This is a genomic window from Flavobacterium ardleyense (assembly GCF_042686085.1).
In the GTDB taxonomy this organism is placed as follows: domain Bacteria; phylum Bacteroidota; class Bacteroidia; order Flavobacteriales; family Flavobacteriaceae; genus Flavobacterium; species Flavobacterium ardleyense.
Genome location: NZ_JBHUOL010000012.1, coordinates 1 through 26,951 on the forward strand (window position 1 = coordinate 1; position 26,951 = coordinate 26,951).

19 protein-coding genes are annotated in these 26,951 nt (G+C 33.0%); 9 read left to right on the plus strand and 10 right to left on the minus strand.

Features of this window, described 5'->3' with window-relative positions:
• The 5 genes from ACFSX9_RS05805 to ACFSX9_RS05825 all read right to left on the minus strand — a co-directional run.
• On the minus strand, nt 1-753 hold a 753-nt coding region (locus ACFSX9_RS05805; RefSeq protein WP_379805595.1), incomplete at its 3' end, for a DUF7738 domain-containing protein.
• Complete coding sequence (locus ACFSX9_RS05810; RefSeq protein WP_379805597.1) at nt 754-1,692, minus strand: DUF7738 domain-containing protein; 939 nt, start codon at nt 1,690-1,692, stop codon at nt 754-756.
• The gene (locus ACFSX9_RS05815) at nt 1,693-2,631 is read right to left on the minus strand and encodes a DUF7738 domain-containing protein (RefSeq protein WP_379805599.1); all 939 of its coding nucleotides are present in this window, start codon (nt 2,629-2,631) and stop codon (nt 1,693-1,695) included. It lies immediately after the preceding gene.
• An 8-nt stretch (nt 2,632-2,639) separates the two neighbouring features.
• The gene (locus ACFSX9_RS05820) at nt 2,640-5,888 is read right to left on the minus strand and encodes an HET-C-related protein (RefSeq protein ID WP_379805601.1); all 3,249 of its coding nucleotides are present in this window, start codon (nt 5,886-5,888) and stop codon (nt 2,640-2,642) included.
• 2 nt (nt 5,889-5,890) lie between these two features.
• Nucleotides 5,891-7,729, minus strand: coding sequence for a type VI secretion system Vgr family protein (locus ACFSX9_RS05825; protein ID WP_379805603.1), 1,839 nt, complete (start codon nt 7,727-7,729; stop codon nt 5,891-5,893).
• 449 nt (nt 7,730-8,178) lie between these two features.
• On the opposite strand from ACFSX9_RS05825, the gene ACFSX9_RS05830 reads away from it, so the two are divergent.
• The 6 genes from ACFSX9_RS05830 to ACFSX9_RS05855 are packed head-to-tail and all read left to right on the plus strand — an operon-like array spanning nt 8,179 to nt 14,435.
• On the plus strand, nt 8,179-8,787 hold the full coding sequence (locus tag ACFSX9_RS05830) for a CDP-alcohol phosphatidyltransferase family protein (RefSeq protein ID WP_379805605.1): 609 nt from the start codon (nt 8,179-8,181) through the stop codon (nt 8,785-8,787).
• Complete coding sequence (locus ACFSX9_RS05835; RefSeq protein WP_379805607.1) at nt 8,771-9,586, plus strand: phosphatidate cytidylyltransferase; 816 nt, start codon at nt 8,771-8,773, stop codon at nt 9,584-9,586. Before ACFSX9_RS05830 ends, ACFSX9_RS05835 begins: the two co-directional genes overlap by 17 nt.
• A gap of 4 nt (nt 9,587-9,590) precedes the next feature.
• Nucleotides 9,591-10,634 carry a patatin-like phospholipase family protein gene (locus ACFSX9_RS05840; protein WP_379805609.1) on the plus strand — a complete coding sequence of 348 codons (1,044 nt, stop codon included), beginning with the start codon at nt 9,591-9,593 and terminating at the stop codon, nt 10,632-10,634.
• A 59-nt stretch (nt 10,635-10,693) separates the two neighbouring features.
• The gene (locus tag ACFSX9_RS05845; protein ID WP_379805611.1) at nt 10,694-11,449 is read left to right on the plus strand and encodes an SDR family NAD(P)-dependent oxidoreductase; all 756 of its coding nucleotides are present in this window, start codon (nt 10,694-10,696) and stop codon (nt 11,447-11,449) included.
• On the plus strand, nt 11,431-12,741 hold the full coding sequence (locus ACFSX9_RS05850; RefSeq protein WP_379805613.1) for a phosphatase PAP2 family protein: 1,311 nt from the start codon (nt 11,431-11,433) through the stop codon (nt 12,739-12,741). The genes ACFSX9_RS05845 and ACFSX9_RS05850 overlap by 19 nt, the downstream gene beginning before the upstream one ends.
• Nucleotides 12,738-14,435: a bifunctional alpha/beta hydrolase/class I SAM-dependent methyltransferase gene (locus tag ACFSX9_RS05855; RefSeq protein WP_379805615.1), complete on the plus strand. Its 1,698-nt coding sequence runs from the start codon at nt 12,738-12,740 to the stop codon at nt 14,433-14,435. The genes ACFSX9_RS05850 and ACFSX9_RS05855 overlap by 4 nt, the downstream gene beginning before the upstream one ends.
• Before the next feature lie 105 nt (nt 14,436-14,540).
• Here the strand turns inward: ACFSX9_RS05855 and ACFSX9_RS05860 are convergent, their stop codons facing one another.
• Nucleotides 14,541-16,694: a carboxy terminal-processing peptidase gene (locus ACFSX9_RS05860; RefSeq protein WP_379805617.1), complete on the minus strand. Its 2,154-nt coding sequence runs from the start codon at nt 16,692-16,694 to the stop codon at nt 14,541-14,543.
• Between the two features lie 138 nt (nt 16,695-16,832).
• On the opposite strand from ACFSX9_RS05860, the gene surE reads away from it, so the two are divergent.
• From surE to ACFSX9_RS05875, 3 genes are all read left to right on the plus strand, one after another.
• Nucleotides 16,833-17,600 (plus strand): 5'/3'-nucleotidase SurE, encoded by a 768-nt coding sequence (gene surE, locus ACFSX9_RS05865; protein ID WP_379805619.1) that lies wholly within the window; start codon nt 16,833-16,835, stop codon nt 17,598-17,600.
• 34 nt (nt 17,601-17,634) lie between these two features.
• Nucleotides 17,635-18,750, plus strand: coding sequence for a lipid-A-disaccharide synthase (gene lpxB / locus ACFSX9_RS05870; protein ID WP_379805621.1), 1,116 nt, complete (start codon nt 17,635-17,637; stop codon nt 18,748-18,750).
• Nucleotides 18,751-18,816: 66 nt separating this feature from the next.
• A complete protein-coding gene (locus ACFSX9_RS05875; protein ID WP_379807037.1) occupies nt 18,817-20,772 on the plus strand; it encodes a ComEC/Rec2 family competence protein in 1,956 nt (651 codons plus the stop codon).
• A gap of 3 nt (nt 20,773-20,775) precedes the next feature.
• Here the strand turns inward: ACFSX9_RS05875 and ACFSX9_RS05880 are convergent, their stop codons facing one another.
• The 4 genes from ACFSX9_RS05880 to ACFSX9_RS05895 form a co-directional block, all read right to left on the minus strand.
• Complete coding sequence (locus ACFSX9_RS05880; protein ID WP_379805623.1) at nt 20,776-21,240, minus strand: thioredoxin family protein; 465 nt, start codon at nt 21,238-21,240, stop codon at nt 20,776-20,778.
• A gap of 47 nt (nt 21,241-21,287) precedes the next feature.
• Nucleotides 21,288-23,051 carry a peptide MFS transporter gene (locus ACFSX9_RS05885; RefSeq protein WP_379805625.1) on the minus strand — a complete coding sequence of 588 codons (1,764 nt, stop codon included), beginning with the start codon at nt 23,049-23,051 and terminating at the stop codon, nt 21,288-21,290.
• A 30-nt stretch (nt 23,052-23,081) separates the two neighbouring features.
• Nucleotides 23,082-24,599, minus strand: a complete 1,518-nt coding sequence (locus tag ACFSX9_RS05890) for a peptide MFS transporter (RefSeq protein ID WP_379807039.1) — start codon at nt 24,597-24,599, stop codon at nt 23,082-23,084.
• An 80-nt stretch (nt 24,600-24,679) separates the two neighbouring features.
• Nucleotides 24,680-26,851 (minus strand): S9 family peptidase, encoded by a 2,172-nt coding sequence (locus ACFSX9_RS05895; protein ID WP_379805627.1) that lies wholly within the window; start codon nt 26,849-26,851, stop codon nt 24,680-24,682.
• Between the last annotated feature and the right edge of the window lie 100 nt (nt 26,852-26,951).

A 26,951-nucleotide genomic window follows, 5' to 3' on the forward strand; every position in this document is an offset into this window, starting at 1 on the left:
CCATTGGGGAGAATCTCCTGGTGGGTCATAATCTGAATTATCGATACCTAACCCTTTAATTCCTTTTTGCCAATCAGTATTGCCTATTTGTTTTAAATTGATAGTTTTTCCGTTATAGGTAAAATTGCCCTTATATTCTTTTTTAGGTCTTCTTTCATATATGGCTATATCATTTTCTCTTCTATTTAATATTTCTTTAGTGGGCGGCTGACCATATTGTTCATCTCTTGTTTTTACTAATCCCAAATCTAATTCTCTATATTTTGTTATATGTAAGGTTTGAATAAATATATTTCCAACTATGTTATTCTCTGGATATGCGTCTAAACTAACACCTAATTTATCCCAAATAAAAAATTTACTCACGCGCAACGGGGTTTTGTCCTCTTTTAAACTATCATATTTACCTATTACACTTACTAAATCCTCTATAGAATTATATTCTTTTTCATTTTTATCTTCTATATAAGGATTAACATATACTACTTTATTCTCTTCATTTTCGTAAGCTTCTCCTCTTAATTTTCTCCAATACCAAGTTCTATTGGTAAACCCTCCAGAAGAATCAATATCAATCCGGTCATACATTCCCATAGCCTCAGTAAATTTTTCTACTGGCATTCCTAATGCAATTTCTTTACTGTTGTAATACAGTTTGTTTTTCTCGAGTACAAAACCTGTTTCTTTTTTGGTTTGGCAACTGGCTAGTTGTATGCAAGCTAATAATACTGTTATGATTTTAATTACTTTCATTTAATCTGTTCTATTCCACCAAATAACTATGTTTTGAATACAATCTAAATCACCTATATCTTCTCTTTTTGGCTCACTCCAATCGTACTCATCCATGTTTGAAAACCTCTGAAAAGTTACATTTAAATCACTAGACTTTCTTATCCATCGTGACCATTGGGGAGAATCTCCTGGTGGGTCATAATCTGAATTATCGATACCTAACCCTTTAATTCCTTTTTCCCAATCTGTATTGCCTATTTGTTTTAAATTGATAGTTTTTCCGTTATAGGTAAAATTGCCCTTATATTCTTTTTTAGGTCGTCTTTCATATATGGCTATATCATTTTCTCTTGTATTTAATATTTCTTTAGTGGGCGGATGACCATATTGTTCATCTCTTGTTTTTACTAATCCCAAATCTAATTCTCTAAATTTTGTTATATGTAAGGTTTGAATAAATATATTTCCTACTACATTAGTTTCTGGATAAGCAGCTAAACTAATGCCTAGTTCATCCCAAATAAAAAATTTACTTATTCGTAAAGATGTTTTATCTTCTTTGATACTATCATAGTTACCGTATTTTACTAATATAGCATCAAATGAAACTTCTTCTTCTAAGCTAAAATTGTAATCATTAATTAATTTACCAGTTTTCTTATCTATTTTTAGTTTTGCAATATAATAAAAGTCATTTTTTGAATGTTTATTAACTCTAATTAATTTATTTTTCCAGAAATAATTTTTAATTATTTCTCCTCCTGAAGAATCAATATCAATCCGGTCATACATTCCCATAGCGTCAGTAAACTTTTCTACAGGCATGCCTAGTGCTATTTCTTTACTGTTGTAATAGAGTTTGTTTTTTTCTAGTACAAAACCTGTTTCTTTGTTGGTTTGGCAACTGGCTAGTTGTATGCATGCTAATAATACTGTTATGATTTTAATTACTTTCATTTAATCTGTTCTATTCCACCAAATAACTATGTTTTGAATACAATCTAAATCACCTACATCTTCTCTTTTTGTTTCACTCCAATCGTACTCATCCATGTTTGAAAACCTCTGAAAAGTTACATTTAAATCACTAGACTTTCTTATCCATCGTGACCATTGGGGAGAATCTCCTGGTGGGTCATAATCTGAATTATCGATACCTAGCCCTTTAATTCCTTTTTGCCAATCAGTATTGCCTATTTGTTTTAAATTGATAGTTTTTCCGTTATAGGTAAAATTGCCCTTATATTCTTTTTTAGGTCTTCTTTCATATATGGCTATATCATTTTCTCTTCTATTTAATATTTCTTTAGTGGGCGGATGACCATATTGTTCATCTCTTGTTTTTACTAATCCCAAATCTAATTCTCTAAATTTTGTTATATGTAAGGTTTGAACAAATATATTTCCTACTATATTCGTTTCTGGATAAGCAGCTAAACTAAAGCCTAGTTCATCCCAAATAAAAAATTTACTTATTCGTAAAGATGTTTTATCTTCTTTGATACTATCATATTTGCCATATTTAGAAGTTATTTCTTCCATGGAAAAAACTTTTTCGTAACTTTCATTATTATCTTCAATTAATTTACCAGTTTTTTTATCTATTATCATTTTTATTAGAAAAAAATAATCATTTTCTGAATGTTTATTAACACTTATAAGCTTAGTTTTCCAATAATAGTCTTTTATAACACTTCCCCCAGAAGTATCAATATCTATTCTATCATACATTCCCATAGCCTCAGTAAATTTTTCTACTGGCATGCCTAATGCAATTTCTTTACTGTTGTAATACAGTTTGTTTTTTTCTAGTACAAAACCTGTTTCTTTGTTGGTCTGGCAACTGGCTAGCTGCATGCAAGCTAATAATACTGTTATGATTTTAATTACTTTCATTCTTTATGTTACTTTCCTTTATTGTGTTTTGAAAAAGGCTGTGGTTTGTGCTCATGACCATGACTTACCGTTTTCATGAAATCGACAGCCTTTTGGTGCGCTTTTTTTATTTTTAGAGTTTCTAACCCTTGTGCTGCATATAACTTGTTTAGTCTTTCCCAGCCTTCGTTCCATTTTTTAGGGATTAAAGAATATAGAGACTCAAACGTTTCTTCTATTTGTATTGTAACTTCATAGTTGCGCATTTTTGATAGTTGCTCATATAAACTAGCCATTTCTTCAAAACCATGTCTTATACCTAAAAGTACTATACTAGGCTGTCTAGCAAGTAATACAGGGGTTTTATTGTTTTTACACCAGTCGATAACTTGTTCATCCATCCAGCTGGTATACATAGGGTGTTGAAATAAAAATTTATCTGCTAAATCTTTAATACCTTTAAAATCTTTTTTCACAAACAATTTTCCAACTTCGTGCACGGCTACTTCTGCTAGTTTTACCGCTAGCGGGTGGAGTGGGTGCAACGCACTGTCTTTTGCAAGTTGGGTGTGTGTAGGCCCGTATTTACGTACTTTCCAGTTGCCTTCTTCTAACAAAGTTAATTGATTATCTTGATAGGTTTGAAAATCATCTATAAGACCTATTCCTTGTAACCACATATAATGTTTTAAGGTATTTTCTATAACATCTACATAATCTGTAATGTAATCTAACATACCCGTGCTATTCATTAAATCTTTTAATTTGTCTTTTATATAATCATAAGAATTAATATAATCTCTTATGTTTAAATAATTTAAAAACGCATCTGAATACAGGTTATCATCTTTTCCTTTGTATTTTAAAATTTTTTCTTTAGAATCTGCTTCTTGAGCATTAGAAATATCTTTAAGCATTTCATAAATTAGAGCGTCGTTGAAGGTACGTTCTCCAAATTTTAAAGATTGCTCGTTATCTTGTTCTTTATCAAATATTTTTTGAATAATTTTAGGTGTTATACTTGCCATGGTGTCTAACATACCAAAACTTCCCGTTTGTATATATGTACAAGCAGCTGCAGCATAATATAAGCCTTTATTATCATAAGGATTTTCATTTCCTAAACTTTTGTAATAATCTGATGGATGTGTTTTTTCATCAGCCATTCTTATTTTTTGCATAAGTGGCGGAAAAGTATACGTTTTTCTGCCATCTAAGCCTTCAGTTATTATTGTTTTTTGAGAGGGTAGCTTGTCCTTATATTTTACCATGAAGTTTTTTACAGCATTTGTCCATAAGTCTGGATTTTCTAAAGTTCTAAATTGGGCTTTAGTAACATCTATTTTTGCATGTTGCTCAAAACTATTAGAAGCACTATTCGCTTTGTGTTTTTTTAATTGCCCTGTTACAAAAGTGCTGTCCATATTGTTCCATGGAAAAACTTCTGGATCATAAACTTTCATAATAGCTATTTCTGTAAAATTACTATGTGCAAAATAATCTTCTAATATATGTAAAGCTGCTCCAAAATTAATTAATCCTTTTGGTGTTTCTGGATCTGAAGCATCTATAAAACGAAGAAAACAACTAAAAGCACTTTCAAAAGGATCATTTCCTTTAAATCCTCTTACGTAGTTTATAATTCCAGTTTTCCCTTCTAGCCCCCCCCATTGTTCTTCTACAGGGTCTTTAACAAAAGCTTCATCTAAATCGTGGTTAAAATTTTTAGGAGGATGTGGTTTATTTGTACCTTTTTTTTTGTTTTTTTCATCTATCTCTTCACATATTAATGTATAATGCAAAGCTGCCGGGTTATCAATATGTTCTTCGGGTCTATATACTCCTAATAAGTCAGTTGTTATAGGTGCATATTGTTCTCTAAAGGTTTTTAGATACTTGAAATAATTTTGTGTTTTATTATCAGCCTCATCGTCTTTTATTTGTTTATTGCCAAATTCTTTTACAGCAATTAGTTCAACTAATGAGGTTACCGCTTCTCTACTTAATTGAACTGGAGACATGGCAGTAAAGGAAAAATCTATTGCAGCACTAGTTGGAATTATTCCATAAAATAAATACTTATTTGTAGTATATTTTAAATAAGGTAAAGCATATATTCTATAAGTATTAGAATTTCCGCTGTTTGTTTCTAATATTTTTGATAAATCGCTAAGTAATATTTTTCGCTCTTCTGAAGTTCTTATTTTTATATCATACTCGTCGCTCATCATTGCCATAGCATTTGCTGTAGGGCGCACAATCATAGGATCGACAAATTGTGAAAAATCGCGCAACCAGTTACCAAAATAAATTTGAGCTCGTTCAGCATTTACTCCTTTATCATCGTCTTCATATCTTTTAATTTTGCCTAGTGCCACATTTTCTATGTGTTGGTGTCCTAAACCATGCATAGTATCTCCTATACCAGCACCAAAAAACTCATAACCTGCATAATAATGGTCGTCTTTTTCTTCTCTATTATCTACAAATTCTTTTAATTTAACATGCAAATCTTCAAAATCCCATATTAGTTCTTTTTCTGCTCCTTCAATGGTTGCTGTGGCATAGTGTTGCTCTTTAACTTGAACTGGATCTATATAGTATTTTTTATACTTTCTATTCATCCGGCCACTAAAGATAGCACCTTCATCCTTTTTTGCATCGCCTCCTTTACTAGAATATTCATTGCGTAGCAAATAATCTAAATGGTGACCAAATTCTTCTACTAATGCGATTAATAATAATTTTTGATAAACATTATCTTTTAAGGCATTGGTAATAAAACCTTCAGAAATTATGACATGGTTCTTAAACTTTTTATTTTTACCTGTGTAATATGTTGCTCCATAGCCAGGAACATCTAATCCTAATGCTACTGTTATTTTAGGTTTTATACTCTCTTTTTTATTTGAAGCATCTTGATATAGTTTCTCATACGCTTTTAAAGGTATATCTTCTCCAAAAATACTTGCCATCCAAGAGCAAAACATGGCTTTACTATCTTTTTCAGCAAAAGCAAATAATTGTTCTAATGCAAATTTGCTTTCTAATAGAAACTCACTTTCTTCAATAACTAGTTCTTCGGGAGAATAGGTGTCACGTTTTACACCACCTTCTTCACCTTTTAAATCAACTCGTTTACTACTAGTTAATACTAAATTGTCTTTTTGAGCCTCATAATTAACTTTGTCAGCTAGTTCTTCTAATTCTTTTGCTCTAACAATATATTCTGTTTTAGCATAGATTGCTATGTTTTTTGCTTGTTTTGTAATGCCCATTTTTAAAACATTTTAGATTTTTCTGAGCTGTTGTGTTCAATGGTCTTTCCGCTTTGCAGGGTCATGTTTTCCTTTTCACTAAAAATTGTTACTTTTTCAGCTATTGTACTGAAATCTGCTGTTTGCCTATGTGTCTTTTCGGTAGAAATTTCTGTTCGCGTGTCCGAACTTTCTCTGATATCACCAGAAGCATTTTGTATAATATCTGTTCCTGCAATGCTCGTTATATTTCCGTTAGCCGAATTATCCATATCTGCTCCTGCGCTAATAGAAACATTCTTACCCGCAGAAATAGAAACATTTTCACCTGCAGCGATACTGAAGTTTTTTGGTGCATTCACACTAATATTCCCCTGACCATCCATCATCCAAGTATTTCCACTAGGATCTTCAATGAAAACACTCCCTTCGGCATCGTTCATAATTATTTTTGTGCCACTTCTACTTTGGATCACTTTGTTGTCATTTCCTTGAGTTGCATAGCTCGAACTCTCACTTCCATTATACATTGTTCCTAAAACAAATGGTTTCTCAGCATTTCCAGCTTCAAAAGCTACCAATACTTCTTCTCCAATTTCTGGAATAAAATACATTCCTTTTCCAGCGCCTGCATGTGGATTTGTCATACGAATCCATGGCGTATTTTCTTCTTGCCAAGCAAATTTGACTTGAACTCTTCCTAATCCTGCCGGATCATTATTATCTGTAATCACAGCGGTTTGCGTATCTGCGGTTGGGTGACTGTGAACATTTCCGTAAGGAGGCGCTAAAACATCCTCTGGAACCGCCTGAAAACTGTTATGATACGAGCCCGATTCATCGCAAACATGCGTAATATCTGTAATTATATAACTTCCAAAGTTTTGCTCTTGTAAACCATCGATTAAATTTCCTGTTAATGAAAATGCCGGTTCTTGAATTGAGACAACATCTCCGATTCGCAATCCCGTTTCATCACTATCTCCTTTAGCAGTAACTAAATCCGAAGCTCGTGAATGCAATTGCGTCGTAACTCTGTCTACTAAATGAGTTCTTGCACTCCCTTCTTCAATGGCGTGAGTATAAAGCATTGTTGCCGTCTCTGGAAACAATTTATTCGAACGTTCAAAAGCTACTTTTGCATAACCTTCAGGTTGGTAATTAATTTCTGAGGTATTTGCTTTTTGTGTTTCAGCACTGCTTGATTCATAACCAATATATTCCAATCCAAGTGGTTTAGTTCGCATTTCAATATTGAAACTATGCAAAGAGCGACCATATTCTAAAGTAAAATTCTTTGAAGTGGGTTGGCCAAAAATTAATTCTTCACCATTATAATAGAACCATTGCCCTCTTTTTTGGGCTAACCGTGCTAAAAATCCAAAATCGCTTTCGCGATATTGCACCGTGTAATGCATTGGACTATCATTAGTTACTTTGACCGTAGGTTGTAATTCCTTTTGTCCAAAATTTGAAGTAATTTTCTTAACAATATCACCTAACGACTGGTCTGAAAAAGATAACGTTTTCGGCATTCCCTCCATAACAATTGTGGGACTGTAACCATTAATTATAATTCCGCCGGCCGCACCCGAAGTACGAATCATTTGCGCTTCCGTAACTATTCCGTTAAATATTAAAGGTGCAGTTGTACTAAGGCTTGAAGCCGAAATCTCAACTTTAATAGGCTCTCCAATATAACTTTGCGCTTTATCGATCGCTTGATTCACAAATTCTTTCGGCAAAGGTTGCAACACAGAAAACGTATGGTGCGTATGCACTTTTTGATTGATAACCAATTTTGAAAAGCGCGTAAGTGTCTCGCCCCCAATAGTAATGCTGATTTTGGTACTTATTGCCATAAAAAGAAATATTAATGTTATTCGCAAATAAAAATTTGCGTTAAGATCGTAAATTTAGTAAAATTCGGATAGTTTCTGATAAAAATTTAATATTAGTGAAAAAATAGTATAAAAAATAATATAATCTGGCCGTCTATCAACTGACTTTTTTTCACTTTCAGTTCTAACTAAAAAAAACTCAGTTAAAAATTCCAGCGCAGAATTATTTCCTTGTGTTGAGAATTGAAAGTAATCGATAGCAAAATTATTACTATAAGTGGCGGTTAAAAGTTCTACTCCGAACTATTCACGATTCATCCAAAATCAATGGAATAATTTAATTCAAAAGCAATTACTAACACATAAAAAGATCACTAAAAACTACTTTTCGCATATTCCAAAGGTCATTTTACACAGCTAGAATTGAAACGTATTGATAAAAAACTTAGATTTGAATAAAAAAATTTGCAATGATTTCGATATATCAATTAAAACCAAAATTTCAGCAACTTCTTAATCCTATTTTGCTTTTCTTGCACAAACATAAAATCACGGCCAATCAAATTACCATAGCTTCTATAGTTTTATCGCTAGTAATTGGGCTATTATTTTGGAATGCTACTGCTTCAAAATGGCTTTTCTTGAGTTTACCAATTGGCCTACTACTAAGAATGGCGTTGAATGCATTAGACGGAATGATGGCAAGAAAATTTAATCAAATGAGTACTTTAGGAGAAGTTCTAAATGAAGTCGGAGACATTATATCGGATGTAATTATCTTCTTTCCGCTGCTAAAATTTCAGCCTGAAAGCTTGTATTTAGTTGTTGTCTTTATTCTTTTTAGTGTCATTAATGAATTCGCAGGCCTACTAGGAAAAGCAATTGGAAAAAGCCGTCGTTATGATGGTCCAATGGGAAAAAGTGATCGCGCCTTACTTTTAGGAATTTATGGCCTTTTACTGTTTTTTGGTGTTTCAATTTCTAGTTATTCTCATTATATTATAGGAATCGTATTGTTATTACTCGTGATTAGTACTTATACACGTCTTAAGAAAGCACTGAATGAAGCAGGAAATTAATAATGCACCCAACAAATTTGCCGATGTTCCGATAAGGGTGAAGACTTGGGTTTATATAATTGTTGCGTTTGCAATTGGCCTTTCACATCCCTTTGCTATGACGATTTTAGTCGCGTGGATTGCTTTTCAATCTTGTTTTGAAATTTTAAGAATGTTTGAAGTTAAAACGAACAAAATTGCACTAGCTGTATTTGTAGGTTTTTCTCAATTACTATTATTTCATTTCTTAACTTCCGACGTATATTTTTTGTATTCTTCGGGAATAGCGATCCTAATTATTGCCTATTTTCTAATTAATAAGGTCACTCTAAAACAAATTTCAGGAATCTGTTTTGCTTTAATGCTGTGCTATTATATATTCCCTCATTTGGCATTGCTTAGAGCAACAACTTTTGGTGTTAAAGCTCTTATTTTCTTAGTAGTTGTAACGGAACTAAATGATGTGTTTCAGTATTTAATGGGTAAATTTTTCGGGAAAAACAAAATCACACCTATTATTAGCCCTAACAAAACATGGGAAGGCTTTGTTGGGGGTGTGTTTTTAACTGTAATTTTAAGTATAATTCTAGGTTCTTTTTTATTACCATCCTGCTTCTTAACCAATAGTGTTATAGGATTAACTTTAGGCGTTCTAGGTTTTTTCGGAGATGTTTTTATGTCTTATTTAAAAAGAAAAACAAACGTAAAAGATACGGGAACCTTGCTTCCAGGTCATGGCGGTTTGCTAGACCGAATGGATAGCCTCGTTTTTAATACTCCCGTTTTCTTCTGGATAGCGCCATTACTTCTAACATTGTAAAATCATGACGAATCAATTCAACACTGCATTTATTCTTTCTGGTGGCGGCACAAGACTTATGATTTATCTGGGAATGTACGCAGCCTTGGAAGAGTTACAAATGAAACCCGATGTTCTTATCGGAACTTGTGGTGGCGCTTTTGCAACTACGGTAATCAACTCGTTTTCGGACAATGCATCGCGGAAAGAATATATGAAGTCGGACGAATATTTCAAATTCGTGACACAAGTGCAACTGACAAAAGAAAAAAAACTTTCAAGAATTGGACTTCTATGCTTACGAAAAATACAAGAAAAACGAAATGCGCCTTTTATCGAAGATGTATTTAGTAAGTATTTAGTGGAGATGAAGCAAGATTTAGCATCGTATTTTCCCACTTTGGCAAATACAAAATTCTCGAAAGAAATCCCCACGATACTAGTGGGTTCAGAAATCCTATTCGATCGTGAAATGACAGGACAAGCAAGAGCAAATAAAAAATTATACGAGAAGGTTCTTTTTACAGACGAAACAACTGCATCTCAAATAAATATTGAAAAAATAGGTGTTTTTTCTGAGAATTACCAAAAAAGTGCCGTTTCAACCTCAACAAAAATCAGGACAGATATTTCAATGCTGACCGGCACAAGAATTTCAGTTACAGATATGTTTTATGTTCCTCCTGTTTCTATTGATGGAAAATATTATGCTGGTGGCGCCATCGATTTGATCCCTGTAGAATTAGCACAGCATATTGCGAAATCGGTCATTATCGAAAGAAAACAAACTTACAGTCCGGTGGAAGAAGCTTTAGTTCGCGCAGTTTTAGGGTACAGTGGCAATCAGCGGTTAGCATCAATTCAAGCACAAGGTCTAAACCTTCAAATCGACACCAATAACATAAAAAAAGAATTAAAAGGTCACTATGTAAAAAAAGACATAAACTGGAAAAAACTAGAAATTGCATTTTCTTTTCCAAAAAGTCACAAGCAGTTTCGATCTGATATGGACAAGCAATGGCAATACGGATTTAACCAAACGATTGCTAGTCTTCAAGCTAAAAAATAAACGCTGTTAATTGTTCGGAAAAATTATCTTTACCAATTAATAAAAAACAACTATCAACTATGAACGTCTTTATTGCAGGCGGAACTTCGGGAATTGGCTATTCTTTGGCAATGCATTATTTGTCCAAAGGCTATCATGTTGGTGTTTGTGGCAGGGATTTAAAAAAGCTTCCAAAAACAAATTTCACAAATTTAGAAGCATTTGAATTAGATGTTTCAGACTTTAATTTATTATTTTCAGCAGTTAATTCTTTTCTGAATAGTAATAAAACACTAGATATTTTCATTAATTGTACCGGAAGTTATGCGGAAGATGTTGCTTCCCAAATTTCGTATGAAGAAGCTTCGCAAATGTTAAGCACAAATATTTTAGGAACGAGTAATTGCTTTGAAGTCGCGCGTATGCTAATGAAAAATCAGACATCGGGACAAATCGCTGTTATCGCTTCGGTTTCAGGACTTTTGGATTATGAAAACTCAAGCCTTTATACAAAAACAAAACGAGCTGTTTTTCAAATCGCGTCAGCTTATCGTCGTGCATTAAAACCGTTCGGAATTACAGTTACAACAATTGCTCCTGGTTATATTGACACTTTAAAACTAAGATCACTAAATAATAATGATTTAAGTAAAAAACCATTTTTAATCGATCTTGATTCGGCTACAAAAATCATATCACAAGCAATCGAAAACAAAAAAGAACAAGTTATTTTTCCGGCAAAAATGAAATGGCTGATGCTGTTTTTAGCTTTTCTTCCTTCTTCATTACTTAATATTATCATGTTTAAAAAGGCCAAATGGATGAAAACCAACTAGATTTAAAAACAAAAATTACGGCTGCAATTATATGCTCACTTGTATTTATGGTGGTCTATAATTTTTCGGCTTGGTATGCTTCGAACCTAAGTTACGTCCCTTCATTCGTTTTTAGTTTCGACAAGTATTTGCCTTTTATTTCATTATCAATTCTTCCTTATTTAACGAGTGGTCTTTTTTTCTGTACGATTTTTTTCTTTTGCAAAACTAAAGACGAATTAAACACATTAAAGAAAAGACTACTGTTCGCGATCTTAATTGCGGGAATTATCTTCCTACTATTTCCCTTAAAACATTCTTATACAAGACCGGAAGTAGCGAATCCAATTTTAAAATTTCTATTTCATTTTTTGAAAACTGTTGACTCGCCTTATAACCAATCTCCTTCTTTGCATGTTGCTTTTGCCTTTATTTTCTGGACAATTTTTAGAAATTTCAAATCAACATGGCGCAGTTTTATCGCGTTGTGGCTAATTTTATTAGGATTAGCAACGTTAACAACATTCCAACATCATGTTATAGATCTGTTTGCTGGCTCTATTTTAGCACATCTTAGTTTTATAATTTTTCCGATCCAAAGAAATAATTTTCAATTCAGAAATTTCCACGTAGCAAATTTTTATTTTCTTGCAGGTTGGATATTCGCTTTACTTGCATTACTTCTAAATGAATTTTACAATCCTACTTGGTTGCTTTTACTTTGGATATCGCTAGTGTTTTTTCTAGTTGGCTACCATTATCAAAAGGACGATGTTCATTTTTTAAAAGATAAAAAAGGCACAATTCCTTTCTATAAAAAGATAATTTATTTACCTTATTTGATCCTCTACTGGTCTTTCTGGAAGTTTTTAAGAAAGAATAAAATGCCAATAGCTGTTCTACCGAAGCTTTATATTTCTTCCTTATTAGATGAGAAAGCGATTCAAGATTTTGAAATTAATGCTCACACCTATATTTACGATTTCTCGGCTGAACTCGAAGAATCACGATCAATAAAAGAAAATTCAAAATATTTCTGCGTTCCATTATTAGACATAAGTTCTTTTGATGTGGAGCAAATAAAAAAAATAGTTTTAGAAATTACAAAAAATTATAAGGAGCTTACGCCCGATGGTAAAATTCTAATCCACTGCACGATGGGATTTACTCGTAGTAGTATTATAGCGATTTTAGTAGTGAAAAAAATTCTATCTTTACCACTGCATGAAGCAATAAAAACAATAAAAAACTCTAATAAAAATGCTGTAATTCATACTTATTTACAGGATTTTCTAACAACAATCGATATATGAATACAGGACATTTTAATAGTTTTGATGGAAGCGAAATCTTTTATCGCGAATGGAATTTTAAAGCATCTCAAAAAAGTATAATTATCATTCATCGCGGCCACGAACATTCGGAAAGGCTAAATCATATTGCACAATCTTCACAATTTTCAGAATTTAACATTTTCGCTTTTGATTTGCGCGGCCATGGCCATACAAAAACGGAGAACTCTTCTGTTTTTATGGATTATGTAAGAGATTTAGATGCTTTCGCAAAATATATAAAATCAAAATATAATGTACAAAACACCGATCTTTTTGTAATTGCAAATAGTATTGGTGGTGTTGTTGCTTCAGCCTGGGCGCATGATTTTGCTCCTAATATTGCTGGAATGGCTTTACTTGCTCCTGCATTTAGAATTAACCTGATTGTTCCTTTTGCAAATGAAATGATCAGTCTTGGAGCTAAGATGAAAAAAGGACTTATTATTCAAAGCTATGTAAAATCTACAATGCTTACGCACGATGTATCACAACAACAAGCTTATGATTCTGACGCACTAATTACGAGATCAATTGATGCAGCATTATTAATTGATTTAGCAGATGCTGGAAAAAGGTTAGTTGAAGATGCAGCAGCAATTGATACACCAACACTTATATTAGCAGCTGAAAAAGACAAGGTAGTTTTCAATAAAGACCAGCAAATCTTTCACGATCGATTAGACACTAAATTAAAGAAATTTGAAATTCTACCTAATTTCTTTCACGGAATTTTATTTGAAAAGGAAAAAGAAGTTGTGTACGATAAAATTAAGGAATTTGCATCGCAGTGTTTTAAGCAACCGATACGAAAAGCAAGTCTTACACCCGATACGTTTTCAATGAAAGAACATGAAAGCTTGCAGAACAATGAAGGAAACAATCTAAATTTCAAATTCCAGAAATGGTCTCTTAGTAAAATTGGGAAGGTTAGTAATGGAATGGCAATTGGTCTGAAACATGGTTTTGATTCTGGCGCTTCCTTACATTATGTATATCACAACACGCCAGCAGGAAAATTAGGATTTGGTAAAATGATGGATAAAAACTATCTCGAAGCAATTGGCTGGAGAGGAATTAGAATCCGAAAACAACATTTATTACAGCTTTTAGACCAGAATATTGAAAATCTACGAAAAGAAGGTCGTGCTATCAAAATTCTAGATGTTGCTGGCGGTACAGGAAACTACCTTTTTGACATAAAAGAGAAATATCCAGACGCCGAAATTGTAATTAATGAATTTGTAAAAGACAATATCGAAATTGGTGAAAAAGTAATTCAGGAGAAAGGATACAAAAACATCCGATTTACCAACTTCGATTGTTTTGATCCCGAAACATATAAAAAGATAAATTTTGAACCAAACATCATTATTGTATCTGGAATTTTAGAACTTTTTGGAGATAATGAATTAGCTAGTAAAGCGTTAAAAGGAATTAGTGCTATTGCTGAAAAGAACTCTAAAGTAGTTTATACGGGACAACCTTGGCATCCACAGTTGAAAATGATTGCTTACGTTTTGAACAGTCATCAAAAGAAAAACTGGGTAATGAGACGCCGTTCACAAAAAGAATTAGATCGAATGATGGCGTTCAATAACATTGAAAAAGAAACGATGTTGATTGACGATTTTGGAATATTTACAGTTTCATCTGCATCAGTAAATGCTGAGTAAGCACTAATTTCGATTGCAGAAAACACTGTAAAAATTCTGGCATAAAAGCCAAAACTATTAAATAAAAAAAGTCCCGATTGACAACAATCGGGACTTTTTATGTATTTAATTTAAACTTATTCTCTTTGGTAAACCTTTTACTTTGCTAATTGGTTTCATTTCAGAAATCACATTTAAAGTTTCTTCAACGTAAATATCTTTCTGCAAATCTTCATGCCAACGCTCTCTTTTTTGTTTCAATAAAGTGTCTTTTTCAAACAATGCAACCTCTTTAGGCAATGACTTAAAATCTAACTTGTTATTGTATTCTGATATGACTTTATACTTCTTAATTTTCGCATCTACGATATCACTTTGTTTTTTAAACTCATTTTTGTTTAAGCTATACGTATTTTCGTCTTTACGTTCAAAAATCCATTTTGCGTTTTCATTAATTAAACCAAAATTAGAGCTGCCCTGAATTCTTTGTTTTGAATTCGCAATGATATTATCATAATTGGCATCAATTGGATTGTATTTTGCTGGTTCAATTTTATCCCAAGGCAAAGCACTTTCTTCATCACGCTCACCCATATCTAAAAAAGAAAAACGATCTGGAAATATAATATCACTCTTAACACCTTCTCTTTGAGTTGACCCACCATTTACTCTATAAAACTTCTGGATAGTAGTTTTTAAAGCGCCTAAATCACCATAAGAACTTCCTCTAACAAACTGATTTAAATCAACAACATTTTGGACCGTTCCTTTTCCATAAGAATGCTTACTTCCTACTACAATTCCTCTTTTATAATCTTGAATTGCAGCAGCAAAAATTTCTGAAGCAGAAGCCGAGAAGTTATTAATCATTACTACAAGCGGTCCTTCATACTGTATTCTATTATCTGGATCTGGTAATATTTCCGGGCTTCTTCCTGGTGCTTTTACTTGAACAACTGGACCTTCGGTAATAAATAAACCTACCATTTTAACAACAGTCTCTAACGATCCTCCACCATTATCACGCAAATCCATTACAATTCCGTCTACATTTTGCGCTTTTAGAAGTTCAATTTCAGTTGCTACATCTTTAAAAGCATCTCTTTTTAGTTTGTTTTCAAAACTGATGTAGAATTTAGGCAAGTGAATAATTCCATATTTCTTACCGTCTTTTTCAACTACTGTTGATTTTGCAAAAGTTTCTTCAGTTTCTACCTCATCTCTAATAATTGAAATTACTTTTATAGAACCATCTACTTTCTTAACCGTCAATCTAACCTCTGTTCCTTTTGGTCCCTTGATTTTCTTAACCACATCATCTAATCGCATTCCTGCAATATCCATAGGTTCGTCTTTTCCTTGGCCCACTTTCATAATTAAATCACCCGCTTCTAATTCTTTTCCTCTCCATGCCGGACCACCAGAAATTAATTCAGAAATTTCAACTCCTGATTCTTTCTTCTGTAGTTTAGCTCCTATTCCCTGAAAAGTTCCACTCATACTCACATCAAATTTCTCCTTGTTTTCAGGTGAAAAGTAAAATGTATGGGGATCAAAACGTTCCACAATGGCATTTAAGTAAATCGAAAACCAGTCATTTCTGTCTAATTCTTTTTGGACAAAATCAAAATATTCGTTTAAAGATTTCAGCGAGTTTTCACGAACTTCTTTTTCTACAGTAGCAAAAGATTTCATTTCATAACCAGGCTCTTTGTCTTTTTTATCTTGTTCTAGTTTTTGCTTATCTACAATTGAAGAAAGTGCCTGTAATTTTAATTGTTTTCTCCAACGTTCAGTTAATTCCTTTTTGCTTTTCGAATACGGCAACTTTTCATAATCAACACTAATTTCCTCGTTTTCTTCAAAATCAAATGATTTTTTCAAAATACCTGTGTAAATCGCACGGGATTCTTCCATACGTTGTAATAAACGAGAATTCGTTAACTCAAAGAAAGTCAGGTCTTTATTCTTAATTAAGTCATCAATTTCTTTTTCGTATTTACTAAATTCATCGATATCTCCTTGTAAAAAGAAACGCTTCGTTGGATCCATTCCATCGATATATTTCCCATATACTTTTACGGAAAATGCATCATCCATTGCAATAGGGCTATAATGACCGCGCTCTAAAACCATCGTTAAAAGTTCTAATATTGTTCTATCTTTTTCTGGGTCACCCTTCTTTTCATTAGGCATGAAACTCCACAAAACAGCCGACAAAGCGACTATTAGCAAAATAATCTTATAATTTCTTTTCATAAATTTCACAATTCTTTTCATTAAAAAATTTTCAACTAAATTACATAAAAAATCATGCCATAAGTATAGAAAATACTATAATTTTTTGTTAAACACACAAATTTACCAAATCCGAAAAAGGTTTGATTTAATTTAATTAAATTAGCCAAAAAGAATAAAATGGCAAAACCACTGATCCTTATCACAAACGACGATAGCATTGTTGCTCCAGGAATTAGAGCATTGATAGAAGTAATGAAAGAAATTGGCGATGTTGTAGTTGTTGCTCCAGACAGTCCTCAGAGCGCAATGGGTCACGCAATAACTATAAATAACACGCTTAAACTTGAAAAAGTAAAGGTAGATGATTCTGGTACTGAAGAATACAGTTGCAGTGGAACACCAGTGGATTGTGTGAAAATTGCGGTGAACCAGATTTTAAAAAGAAAACCAGACTTGTGCGTTTCAGGAATTAACCATGGTTCCAATTCTTCTATCAATATAATTTACTCAGGAACTATGAGTGCTGCAGTTGAAGCTGGAATTGAAGGAATTCCAGCTATCGGCTTTTCATTGTTGGATTACAGTTGGGATGCCGATTTTGAACCGATAAAAAATCACGTAAGAAAAATTGCTTTAGGAGTTTTAGAAAAAGGACTTCCAGAAGGCGTAATTTTAAACGTAAATTTCCCTAAATTAAGCGAAGAAGATATAAAAGGTGTGAAGATTTGCCGTCAGGCGAAAGCTATTTGGCAAGAAGAATTTGACAAAAGAACCAATCCACAAGGAAAAGACTATTATTGGTTGACTGGAAAATTCGTAAATCAAGACAAAGGAACCGATACGGATGAATGGGCTTTAGAAAACGGCTACATTTCAATTGTTCCTGTTCAATTTGATTTAACGGCACATCATGCAATTCAACAATTGAATGCTTGGGAATTATAAAATAATTGTATATTTATTACACAATAAAGTATAAATGAAATATTACATCATAGCAGGAGAAGCTTCAGGCGATTTACACGGCGCCAACTTAATGAAAGCGTTATATGAAAAAGAGCCAAATGCCGAAATTAGATTTTGGGGTGGCGATTTGATGCAAAACGTGGGCGGAACTATGGTAAAACATTACCGCGAATTAGCCTTTATGGGATTTTTAGAAGTCATTTTGAATTTAAAAAAAATTCTTAGTAACATAAAAATCTGTAAAAAAGACATTGAAGCTTTTCAACCGGATGTACTAATTTTTATCGATTACCCCGGATTTAATATGCGAATTGCGCGTTGGGCAAAAGAACGAAATATCCCGACGCATTATTATATTTCACCTCAAATATGGGCGTGGAAAGAAAATCGAATCAAAGCCATTAAGCGTGATGTAGATTTTATGTACGTGATCCTTCCGTTTGAGAAGGATTTTTACGAGAAAAAGCATAACTTTCCTGTTCATTTCGTAGGCCATCCCTTGATTGATGCCATTGCTAGTCGCACTGAAATTTCAGATGTAAAATTTAGAGAAGACAACGAGTTAGATGATAAACCGATCATCGCATTATTACCAGGAAGTCGTAAGCAAGAAATCGCTAAGATGCTTTCGATTATGCTTTCTGTAGTGAATGACTTTCCACATTATCAGTTTGTCATTGCTGGCGCTCCGAGTCAAGATTACGAGTTTTATCAAACTTTTTTAAACAAGGAAAATGTAAAATTCATGGCGAATAAAACGTATGATTTATTAAGTCATTCGCACGCCGCTTTGGTCACATCAGGAACAGCAACCTTAGAAACGGCATTATTCAATGTCCCGGAAGTGGTTTGTTATAAAGGAAGTTGGGTTTCATACCAAATTGCCAAAAGAATCTTAACGCTGAAATACATTTCATTAGTCAATTTGATTATGGATAAAGAAGTAGTTAAAGAACTAATTCAAGAAGAATTGAATACCAAAAATTTAAAAAAAGAATTGAATAAAATCCTAAATACCGATGCTCGTGCACAGCTCTTAAAAGAGTATGCACAGCTGAAGCAAAATTTAGGAGGCGAAGGCGCAAGCAAAAAAACAGCAGCTTTAATTATAAATGCTGCTCCGAAATAAGAACACAATATTAAGCCACTAAAATTTCCATTAATACCAATTGCAATTAGTTTTTCAGTTGGTATTATCTCGGACTATTATTTAGAACTTTCACTCACAGCACTACTGATTACACTATCGGTTTTGCTACTATTTCTATGCATTATATATTGGCGAAGCAATAAGAAATTGATTCAAAATAGTACTTTCGGGATCATTACTTATTTACTTTCGTTCACCCTTGGAATGCTGACGTTTTTCCTTCATTCTGATGTAAATAAGAAACACCATTACAGTAAGCATAAAATAGAAACTTCAAATTCCATTAGGGCAGTTGTGGCAACTTCTATAAAAGCCAACGCTAAATATTATAAATACTTCATACAGCTTAGTGTCTTTAATGACCATCAAGCTTCAGGTAAATTATTGCTTTATGTGCCAAAAACGAATCGTGCTAAACTAAAAGCAGGTGATGAAATTTGGTTAAAAAACTCGATTTATCCTATTCCAAAAGCATTCAATCCGTACCAGTTTGATTATTCTAATTACCTAAAAAAGCAAAATGTATATCATCAAGTTTATGCTTCGGAAAATCAGATTAAAATTATTCAAACGCACACTAATTTCAATTATCATATTGAGCAACTTCGAAACAAATTAAGCAGTAGTTTTGATATTCATAATTTTGAGCCAAGAACTAAAGCTATAATTGATGCACTTTTACTAGGACAGCGCGTAGATTTAGACAAAGAAACAGTTGCTGACTATTCCAAGTCGGGCGTAATCCATATTTTGGCGATTTCGGGCTTGCACATTTCTATTATTTACTTTTTTATTGTCTTTCTTTTAAAACCTTTGAAAAGAGTTCAATTTGGAAAAGAATTACAATTATTAATCGTCTTAGTTTTATTGTGGATATTTGCGTTATTAACTGGTTTGCCGGCTTCAGTGACAAGAGCGGTAACTTTGTTTAGTTTCGTCAGCATTGGCGCTTATTTCAACCGTCCGAAGGCAACTTTTAATGCAATTGCAGTCTCAGCGTTACTGATTTTACTCTTTAAACCAAATGCAATTTTCGATATTGGATTTCAATTGAGTTATGCTGCTGTGATTTCGATAGTCTTGTTTCAACCTTTTTACAAGAAAATGTATTTTACCAAAAATAAAATCGCTCGCTACTTTATTGATATTATCTTGGTTTCTTTGGCAGCACAAATTGGTGTTTTACCTTTAAGTTTATATTATTTCAATCAATTACCATTGCTATTCTTATTGGCGAACTTGGTAATTATTCCAGTTGCAACAGCTGTGTTAATTGGTGGGATTGTACTCTTGATTTTAAACTTCACTGTTCCTTCCTTAGCTATTTTAATTGGAAAAATTCTAGCTTTCCTGATTGATTGCATGAATCAGTACATTCATTGGATTGCCAAATTTAAAAATGGAATTATTACGAACATTTCATTTTCAGGATTATTAACGCTACTGCTATATTCCATAATTATTAGCGCAGTATATTGGCTTTATCATACCAAGGCAAAAAACTTTAAATATGTATTAGGTTCAGTTTTAGTTTTCCAATTGACTTACTTCGGAATAAAATTAAGTGAAAACAAAAGTAATGAAGCTTTGGTTTTAAATGCCAAATCGGCAACTATTGTACTAAAAGAAAATAGCACTGTTTTGGCTTTCACAGATGAACCAGAGGCAAATTTAGAGGTTTTAAATCACTATAAAAGAGGCACGTTTTCAGATTCTTTGCGTATTTATTCGCTTCAGAATGCTTTGTCGTTCAACGGAAAGAGAATTTTGATTATTGACAGTTCTGTCATTTACAAAATATCATTACCTCCCGATATAATTATTTTAACTAACAACCCAAAAGTAAATTTATCCCGATTGATTCACGAATTAAAACCAAAAGTGATCATTGCTGATAAAAGCAATTACAAAAACAACATTAAACTCTGGGAGGCAACTTGTAGAAAAGAAAAAATCCCTTTTCATGCCGTAGCTGAAAAGGGATTCTATATATTGAAATAAAAATTACTTTTTGATAATCTGATTAGCACTTGCTAGCCATTTTTCAGGACCACCAGCTGCATAACCAGTACTTCCTAAAGCATTTAAATTGATTTTTGCATCAGCTGTTTTAGTTGCCCCAACAAACCAAACTGTTGGATAACCTCTAACTTGAAGCTGTTGTTGCAATTGTGCATTTTGCGTTTTTACGGCATCCGTCTGGTCGCTTTTTCTTGGAAAATCTAGCTCTACCAAAACAACGCTTTCTTTTGCCCACTTAATGAATTCAGGCGTGTTAAATACTTCTTTTTGCAAACGAATACACCATCCACACCAATCTGAACCCGTAAAAAACATGAATAAAGGCTTATTTTCTTTGATAGAAATATCAGTTGCTTTAGACATATCTGTATGCCATGTTAATCCTTCTTGCGCTTGGGCAGAAAAACTAAGTAATGTTACAAAAGCTATTAAGATTATTTTTTTCATTTTATGTGTTTTTTTTATAGCAAATCAAAAGGAGTGCCAAACTACTCTTATCTGACACCATGCATTAATTTCTTCAACACTGGATTTAATGCAATTACTAGTAATCCTGCAACAACAGGAACTATTGTAAAGATTAAGAAAAATGTCGATAAACTATATTCTCGTGTAATATTGTCAATTTCTCCTCCTAGGATCGCTGCTAATTTGTTTCCGATAGCAATTGCTAAATACCACATCCCAAACATGAATGCAATCATTCGCGCTGGAACTAATTTACTTACATATGACAATCCAACTGGTGACAAGAATAATTCTCCTAACGTGTGGAATAAGTAAGCTAATACTAACCAAATCATTGAAACTTTAACTCCATCTTGCATTCCGTATGCACCATAAGCTAAAAGTCCGAATCCTGCAGCCATAATAATCAAACCTAAACCATATTTAACAGCTGCCGGTGGATTATATTTACTATCCCAAAGTTTAGAAACCGTAGATGCAAATGCAATAATGAAGAACGAGTTTAAAATTGAAAACCAACTTGGATCAATTTCTGAAGCTGTTTTACTAAATTCATTATTCAACATCCAAATAGCAATACCCCAAATACCTAAAAATGTTATCGCTAAAACAACATTTGACATTAAAGCCTTTTTATAAGTCTGTTTTGCTAATAAAACCAAAACCCACGAAATAATTAGTAAAGGAACTACTGTAAGCAAAGTATTCACGACATTGAAAACTGTTAATGAAGTTCCAATAAGCGATCTATCTACACTATCACGTGCAAAAATAATTAATGATGAAGCACCTTGTTCAAATGACATCCAGAAAAATATCGTAAAAAATGCAAAGATAATTACTGCAATCATTCTATGACGAATAACTGTTGTATAACGCATTAAACGAGAAATTACCAAAAATAAGAATAAAGGTAAAGCAACCAGTAAGATCATAAATGATGAACCATCCCAAGTTCCAACTTTAAAAGCGAATAAATTAATACCTCCAATTTTAGATAATGGATCATTAAAAGCGTACAATAAACCAATAAGTGTAGTGATTACTATCAATGCGATATCTACAGTTGTATATGGATTAGGTTTATCATCATCACTTTTTGATGCCGCAGCTCTCGCTGCTTCAATCGCTTTCATTTCTTTGGTTGGAACTTCGCCGATATTACCAAATAATGGTTTTGCTAACCAAAACTGAATTGTTCCTAAAAGCATGAAAATACCTGCTAATCCAAATCCATAATGCCACCCTAGGTTTGATGCCAAATAACCACAAAGCATCATCCCGAAGAAAGCACCAGCATTAACACCCATATAGAAAATCGTATAAGCACCATCTTTTTTCTCAGGAAAATTTTTATACATTTCTGATAAAATCGAAGTCATATTTGGTTTAAAAAACCCAGTTCCTATGACTAACAATCCTAAACCGATGTATAACATAAGTTGCGATTCAAAAGCCATTGCGGCATGACCAAGTGTCATAATAATGGAACCGATAACTACTGCCCATCGATATCCAATGTATCTGTCGGCTATTATACCTCCAAAAATAGGAGTAATATAAAGCAACATGGCATAAGTTCCGTATAAAGCTCCTGCATTTTCCGAGCTCCAACCCCAACCAGGATTATCACCCATAAGTGCAGCAGTAAGGAAAAGTATTAATAAAACACGCATCCCATAGAAGGAAAATCGTTCCCACATTTCAGTAAAGAACAATACGAAAAGTCCGGCTGGATGACCCAATACTTTAGATTCGAAAAAATCTGGATTTGTTGTAGTTTTTAACATTATAGTTTTTTAAGTTGGTCCTTTTAATATTTATTTAATACCGTGCATCATTTTCACTAATTTCTTATTGAACAACAACAACATTAAAGCTGCGAACAACGGTAAAGCCGCAATAATTATAAAGAAAGTAGACAATGAATACATTGCTGAAATTTTATCGATATACGCTCCTGTATAACCTGCAATAAAGTTGGCAATTGCAGAAGCAGTAAACCAAAGTCCGAATAATAATCCAACAAATTTCTTAGGAGACAATTTACTAACATAAGACAAACCTACTGGCGAAACACATAATTCTCCCATTGTATGGAAAAAGTAAGCCATAACCAACCAAGCCATACTTACAGAAGCTGTTTTTGCTCCCGTAGGAATACTCATACTACCATAAGAAAGCGCGAAGAAACCAACAGCCACTAAAATAAGCCCTAAAGCAAATTTTACAGGTCCTGAAGGATTCCATACTTTTTCCCACAACTTACTAAATGAAGAAGCTAATGTAATAATGAAGAATGAATTCAAAATTTGAAACCAAGAAACAGTAACTTCAGTTGCTTCTAAAGAAAACTCACGATTTACTTTCCAAATTCCTAATCCCCATATAATCACAAATGAAATAGTTGTAAAAATAATCGTTAATGGATATTTTGCATAAATCTTCTTAGCTAAACCGAATAAAACATAAGTTACAATCGCAATAGGGAAAATCGTTAAAATAGCATCAATCCATTTAAAGAATGTTGCTGAACTTCCTGTTAACGCTCTTTGAGTATAATCTTTAGCAAATAAAGTCATAGAACCTCCTGCTTGTTCAAAAGCAAAAAAGAAAAAGATACTTGCAATCATTAAAACAGATACAACAATTAATCTATCTCTTACAACATGCGGTTCCGCAGCTACTTCTTCACTTTCTTCAGCTTTTAATTCTGATTTCTTTTCGATGTTAACATCTTGTCCAATTACACCAAAGATGTTTCGTGCAAAATAGAATTGTAACATTCCAAAAAACATAAAAACTCCGGCTAAACCGAAACCATAATGCCATCCGATTTTCTCACCGATGTAACCACATAATAGCATTCCTAAAAATGCTCCAGCGTTAATACCCATGTAAAAAATAGTATAACCTGAATCTTTCTTCGCACTTGTATCAGGATATAACTGACCAACCATTGATGAAATATTTGGTTTAAACATACCATTTCCTAAAATCATAAATAATAATCCAACATAGAAAAAGTTTGTACTAAATCCTTCTAGCGCCATCGAAATATGTCCTAAAGTCATAATCATAGCTCCTATAAAAATAGCTTTTCTGTAGCCCGTAAATCTATCGGCAATCATTCCTCCTAAAAGAGGTGTCAAATAAACCAATCCTGTATATAAACCATATAATTTTAAAGCTTCTTCGTTTGTCCAAGCCCATCCTCCACTTGCAAGTTCACTTACTAAAAACACAGTCAACAAAGCACGCATTCCGTAATAAGAGAAACGCTCCCACATTTCTGTAAAAAACAATACAAATAAAGAAGCAGGATGATCCATTACCATGGCGTCATCGATACCTCTGTTTTTTAAATGTTTTACTAACAATTCATCTTGCTGTTCTATCATCGTTCAATTGGTTTAAATTATAATTTTTCTTTAATAAAGTTGGTCATTTTAGTATATAACTGCAGGCGTGTTTTTCCGCCGTAAATTCCGTGATTTTTGTCAGGATAAATAGCCCAATCAAATTGCTTGTTTGCTTGCACTAAAGCTTCAACCATCTTCATAGTATTTTGGACATGCACATTGTCATCTGCTGTTCCATGAATTAACAAGAAGTTTCCTTTTAATTTAATTACGTGATTGATTGGCGAATTGTTATCATAACCACTAGCGTTTTCTTGAGGGGTTTGCATATAACGCTCAGTATAAATACTATCGTAATATCTCCAAGAAGTAACTGGCGCAACAGCAATAGCCGTTTTAAAAACATCAGCACCTTGAAACAAACAGTTTGAAGCCATAAAACCTCCATAACTCCAACCGAAAATTCCTATTCTTGAAGCGTCTACATAATTATATTTCCCGAAGACCTTCGCAGCATCTATTTGATCTTCTACTTCGTATTTACCTAATTCTTTTTGTGTACATTTCTTAAAAGCAGCGCCTTTATAACCAGTTCCTCTTCCATCAACACAAGCTACGATGTAACCTTGTTGCGCTAACATCATAAACCAATAATCATTAGCACTATTCCATTGGTTCGCTACTTGTTGTGAACCCGGTCCAGAATACTGAAACATAAAAACAGGATACTTTTTAGTAGCATCAAAGTTTTTTGGTTTAATCATCCAAGCATTTAATTTATGACCTTTTTCTGTAGTTAACTCAAAAAACTCTTTTGGAGATACATCATAATTTGCTAATTTTTGCTCAACTGCTTCATTTGAAACAATCGTTTTTACAACAGTTCCAGATTTTGATTCATTAAGCGAATAATTTGGAGCAGTAGTAGCGCTTGAATATGTATTGATAAAAAACTGGAAATTAGGACTAAAGGTAGCCGAATTTGTTCCTGTTTTCGAAGACAATCTCGTTTTCGATTTTCCGTCTATTTTAATAGAATAAACATCACGATTTGTAGAACCGTTTTCAACCGATTGATAATAAATAGTTCCAGAATTTTGATCGAAACCATAATAATTCGTCACTTCCCACTTTCCAGAAGTAATTTGCTTTTTCAATTTACCCGACTTATCGTAATGATAAATGTGATTAAACCCATCTTTTTCTGAAGTCCAGATGAAGCTATTATCTTTCAAAAAGGTAAGATTATCAGTAACATCAACGTAAGCATTGTCTTTTTCGTTCATTACAATTTTAGAAACGCCTGAATTTGCATCCACAAAATGTAAGTCTAAATTATTTTGATGGCGATTAAGTACTTGAACACTTAATATTGCAGCATCATTTGTCCATTTGATTCTCGGAATATAAAAATCTTTATAATCTCCTAAGTTGATTTTCTTCGTTGATCCCGATTTTAAATCAAAAATATATAAAGAAACTTTAGCGTTTTTCTCTCCTGCTTTTGGATATTTAAAAACCTCTTGTGTTGGATACAAACCTTGATTATACATATCCATTGAGAATTCAGGAACTTCTGACTCATCAAATTTTATATAAGCAATTTTATTTCCTGCACTATTCCAGTCGTATGCTTTTACAAAAGCAAATTCTTCTTCATAAACCCAATCCGTAATACCGTTTATAATGTGATTCTTCTTACCGTCTTGTGTAATTTGAATTGACGCGCGCGACAACATATCATATACATACAAATTATTTTCAAAAGCATAAGAAATCTTAGTTCCATCCGCCGAAAATGATGGTTCTTGTATTGCATTACTTGTAAAACGATTTACTTTTTTTGAAGCGATATCATACACAAAATAATCCGCTGTAAAAGAATGGCGAAAAATAGAATTTGTGTTGGTTGCAATTAAAATTTGCTTCTCGTTTTTATCGAAAGAATAGCTATCAATCGAGGTCACTTCCGGATGATTTTTAGTATCAAAAAGAGTACTTATTTTTTCTAAAGTTGCGAAATCATATAAGTCTATTTGAGCGCTTCTTGAGCTTCGGTCAAAATTTAGCACCGTATATTGATTGGTGTTTTTCATTGCCTTCAAATCGTCCATTCCTTTGGTTCTAAAGGCACCACCCCATATCTCTTCTAAACTTATTTTTTGCTGTGCCACTACTGATAATGAGCAAACTACAAAAAACAGAACCGCTAAACTTATTTTTTTCATACCTTGTTATTCTTAAAAACAGTTCAATTTTAGTGAAAATTTATGAAATAACCATAATTTTAACTTGATTTAATAAAGTTTTTGAAATGTAGAAAAAAAA